4 protein-coding genes are annotated in these 3475 nt (G+C 71.3%); 1 reads left to right on the plus strand and 3 read right to left on the minus strand.

Going from position 1 to position 3475, the window contains the following annotated elements:
* Positions 1-207 precede the first annotated feature (207 nt).
* Positions 208-1788: a glucoamylase family protein gene (locus VFW79_RS12200; protein ID WP_329677561.1), complete on the minus strand. Its 1581-nt coding sequence runs from the start codon at positions 1786-1788 to the stop codon at positions 208-210.
* 70 nt (positions 1789-1858) lie between these two features.
* On the opposite strand from VFW79_RS12200, the gene VFW79_RS12205 reads away from it, so the two are divergent.
* Complete coding sequence (locus VFW79_RS12205) at positions 1859-2293, plus strand: hypothetical protein (RefSeq protein WP_329677562.1); 435 nt, start codon at positions 1859-1861, stop codon at positions 2291-2293.
* Between the two features lie 7 nt (positions 2294-2300).
* On the opposite strand, the gene VFW79_RS12210 is transcribed toward VFW79_RS12205, so the two are convergent.
* Together VFW79_RS12210 and VFW79_RS16515 are read right to left on the minus strand one after the other, a co-directional pair.
* A complete protein-coding gene (locus VFW79_RS12210; protein WP_329677563.1) occupies positions 2301-3305 on the minus strand; it encodes a DUF2804 domain-containing protein in 1005 nt (334 codons plus the stop codon).
* A gap of 35 nt (positions 3306-3340) precedes the next feature.
* On the minus strand, positions 3341-3463 hold the full coding sequence (locus tag VFW79_RS16515) for a DUF2599 domain-containing protein (protein WP_414647956.1): 123 nt from the start codon (positions 3461-3463) through the stop codon (positions 3341-3343).
* Positions 3464-3475: the final 12 nt, after the last annotated feature.

The following is a 3475-nucleotide window of genomic DNA, read 5'->3' on the forward strand; positions in this document are numbered from 1 at the left end:
GGGTACGGCCCCGAGCACCTGCGCGCGACGATCGCGACCGGGGTCGAGGCCCAGCGGCAGGACGAGGCGCGCGCGTACTACCGGGCGCAGCGCGCATCGGACGACGCACCGCTCGCGGAGAAGCTGCTCGGCAAGCGCTGACCTGCACGCCGACGGGCGCGGCACCTACCCTCCAAGGGTCGGGCGTCGCGCCCGTCGGCGTCGGCGTCAGGGCGTCGGGGCGTCGACGAGTCCAGCCCCGAACTGTTCGCGGGCGAGCAGCGGCTTCACGGTCCGCTCGACCGCACCCTTGCTGAACGCGTCGTGCAGCAGGCCGTTGCCGAGCACGTTGCCGAGCGAGCCCATGATGATGCCCTGGTCGAGCGACAGGTAGCGCTTGGCCGCGGTGCCGCTGCGGGTCGCCACGGAGTCGTAGAAGCCGCCCGCACCGTAGGCGCCGAGGGTGTCCTCGATGCCGCGGAGGTTGTCGACCGCCGCGCGAGGGGCGTACGGCAGGGCGAGGAACGAAGCATGCGGCGTGACGATGCCGTCACCGAACGTCGGTGTCGGGTTGGTCGCGTCGCGGCATCCTTCGTAGCCCTTGTCGACATTGGTGCCCTCGCGGTCAGACGGGTAGCCGGCCGGGTCCATCCCGATCTCGTCGACCCCGTACACGCTGTAGCCGCCGAACGGGTTGCTCGCGGGGGAGAAGCCCCAGTAGCCGTAGCCGGCGTCGGCCAGGCCGTGCTCGATCTGTGCGCGGACCGCGAGCGGGTGGTTGACGCCCCAGCTGGTCGCGCCCCAGCTCGACTCCGGCACGAACAGGTCCGGCATGAGCTCCTCGAACATGGTCCCGCCCCACGTGGGGACGATGTGCATGCCGCGGTACGTGAATGCGCCCTCGAACACGTCGAGGCCCATGTAGTTCCGCGTCACGCCGACCGGGCGCTGCTCGGGCCACGACCAGTCGCAGCTGGCCGGGAACGTGCGGTAGGTCGCGAAGTACGCGGCGGACGGGATCTGCCCGCGGGAGACGCCGATGTACGTCACGATGCGGGGCTCGGAGTCGAGGATGTCGTAGTGGTTGCAGGTGAACTGCACCGGGGTGCCGTCGGGCAGGGTCCCCGGGCAGGCGTTCTGCGCCGGCGGGTCGACCCAGAAGCCGCCTCGCACCATGCCGGGCTTTGTCCCGCCGAACTGGTTCGCGTCGTAGAACGCGCCGAAGTCCATCCCGGCGAGCAGCGCATCGGCCTGCCTGCGCACCGAGGGCTCGGCATTGCGCACGACCATGAGTGCCGCCGCGAACCAGCCGTTGTCGACGCTCGACAGGAACGGGTCGACGTGCTCGCCGCTCGGGAACGTCGTGAGCTTGGCGCCCGTGGCCTCGTCGTACCAGTTGTAGAACATCCCGCTCGGCGTGTGGCGCTCCATGGTGGACAGGGTCGTCAGGGTCCGGTCGAGCCGGGTGTGCGCCTCGCGGTGGCCGATGATGCCGAGCTTCTCCGCGACGACCGTGCTCCACAGGTACGCGCCGATGTTCGTCGGTGACGTGTAGCCGGAGCGGGACGCCGCCGACAGGTCTGCGTTGATGTTGTCGGCCGGGAGGCCCGTCGTCTCGTCGGTCATCGCCGCGAACGAGGCCCAGGTGTCGGTGGCCCAGCGTTGGAGGTCCGCGCGGTCGGCCCGGGTCAACGCGTCGGTGCTGGTCGTCGGATGCTGCCCGCCGGACGTGCCGGCCACGGCTGGTCCGGCGAGCGCGATCAGGAGGCAGGTCGAAGCGGTGGCTGCCAGGACAGTACGGAGTCTCATGTGAGTCCTGTCGTCGGTGTCGGCACGATGGACACCGGGCGCTCCCCACGCCACGCGACATCCTCGTCGTGTGACGACCATCACACCCGTTCGGGTGACGCGCAACTGTTCGGGTGAGGTGGTGGTGCCGGACTACGATCCGGGGACCGAGCCGGAGGACGCCGTGGACACCGAGATCGATCGCCTCGCACGCCAGGTCGCCGAGGCGGCCGACGCGTGGCTGCGGGATCCGCTGGACGCGCACATCTACGAGCGACTGGTGCGGGCGACCCTGGACTGGCGCGTCGTCGCGCAGTCGCCTGTCGATACCGCGCTGACACCGCCGGCTGCCGAGGGAGCCGTCGACCCGGACGACGAGGCGGCCGAGATCGACGTGGTGCCGGTCGAACGTCGGCCACAGCGCCTCGACATGCTGCTCGGGGGCTTCGCCGACGAGCTGCGGGCGCGCACCGTGACGCAGCCGGCCGAGCCGACTGTGCAGCCTGAGCCGACCCAGCCGATCTAGCGCGCGCTCACCACCGGTTGCGGGCCTCCTCGGCCCAGCCCGTCACGCCATCCACCCGCACGCGCGTGCCCGCGTCGTCGGTCATCCACCCTGTCCAGGTGCCGAAGCACTGGTGCGTCTCGGCGGCCACGACGAGCAGGTTCAGCCGTGACGCGCGCTCGTGGAACGGCGTGAACGTCAGGTCGACGCTCTCGCTGGCCTGGTCGTGGACGTGCCATGGCGCGAGCCAGTCGGCGCGGTTGTACTCCCACACGAGCTCGTCGGAGCACTTGTGCAGCCGGCCGTCGACGAGCAGCGCGTTCTCGGTCGATCCGGTCCCGTCGGTCCAGCGCCCGCCGACCTGCACGCCGACGACCCTCCCGTCGACCGTGCCGCCGCCCGCGCCCCAGTTCCACGACATCAAATACGGCCAGCGTCCCCGGCCGTGGTCGAGCACCGCCCAGGATCCGTCTGCCGGGACGTCGTGGCGGACCCCGTCGACGACGAGGGTCCCGGACACGGGCCGCGCGACGTCCTTGAGGGTGTACTGGAACAGCCGGTCCGACCACGGCACGACGACGCCGAGTGACTCGTGCCCCTCCGGCACGCTCGTGACGAGGTCCACCTCGACCCGCCCGGTCGCCGCGCGCAACCGCGTACTTCGGTCGCCCTCGTCGATCGCGATGTCGAGTCCCTTCGCGTGGGCCCGCACGGGTCCGCCCCTGCTGCTCGCGGGCAGCACGACTCCGTGCCCGAGCGGCACGACCGCGACGGTGTCCAGCTCGACGCCCGTGGCCCGGTCGAGCACCCATACCTGGTGCTGCGCGGCGTAGTCGAGGTCGGCGACCGTGAGGGCGATCACGTGCGTCGGCGTGACGACTCCCCAGTACTCCCACCGCTTCGTCCGACCCCACCCGGTCAACGCGGTGCGGTGCAGCGGGCCACGGGTCCAGCCGACCGCCGCCCGGTTCAGCCGGCCCGACGTCAGGCACAGGTCGACGGGCTCGGTGATCTCGCGTTCGGTCGACGTCATCGTCGGCTCTTCCTCCGTCAGCTGGGCCAGGTCGGTCAGGTCGGGTTGCAGCGCGCCATCAGGGTGGCCATCGAGCCGACGTCGGGCCGCCACGGCTCGAGGTTCCAGGTCGCCTTGTCGGCCGCGCCGAGCGCGTGGCACAGGAACTGGTCGTGCATCGCGTTCGTGTC

Source organism: Cellulomonas sp. (genome assembly GCF_036279715.1).
Classification (GTDB): domain Bacteria; phylum Actinomycetota; class Actinomycetes; order Actinomycetales; family Cellulomonadaceae; genus Cellulomonas_A.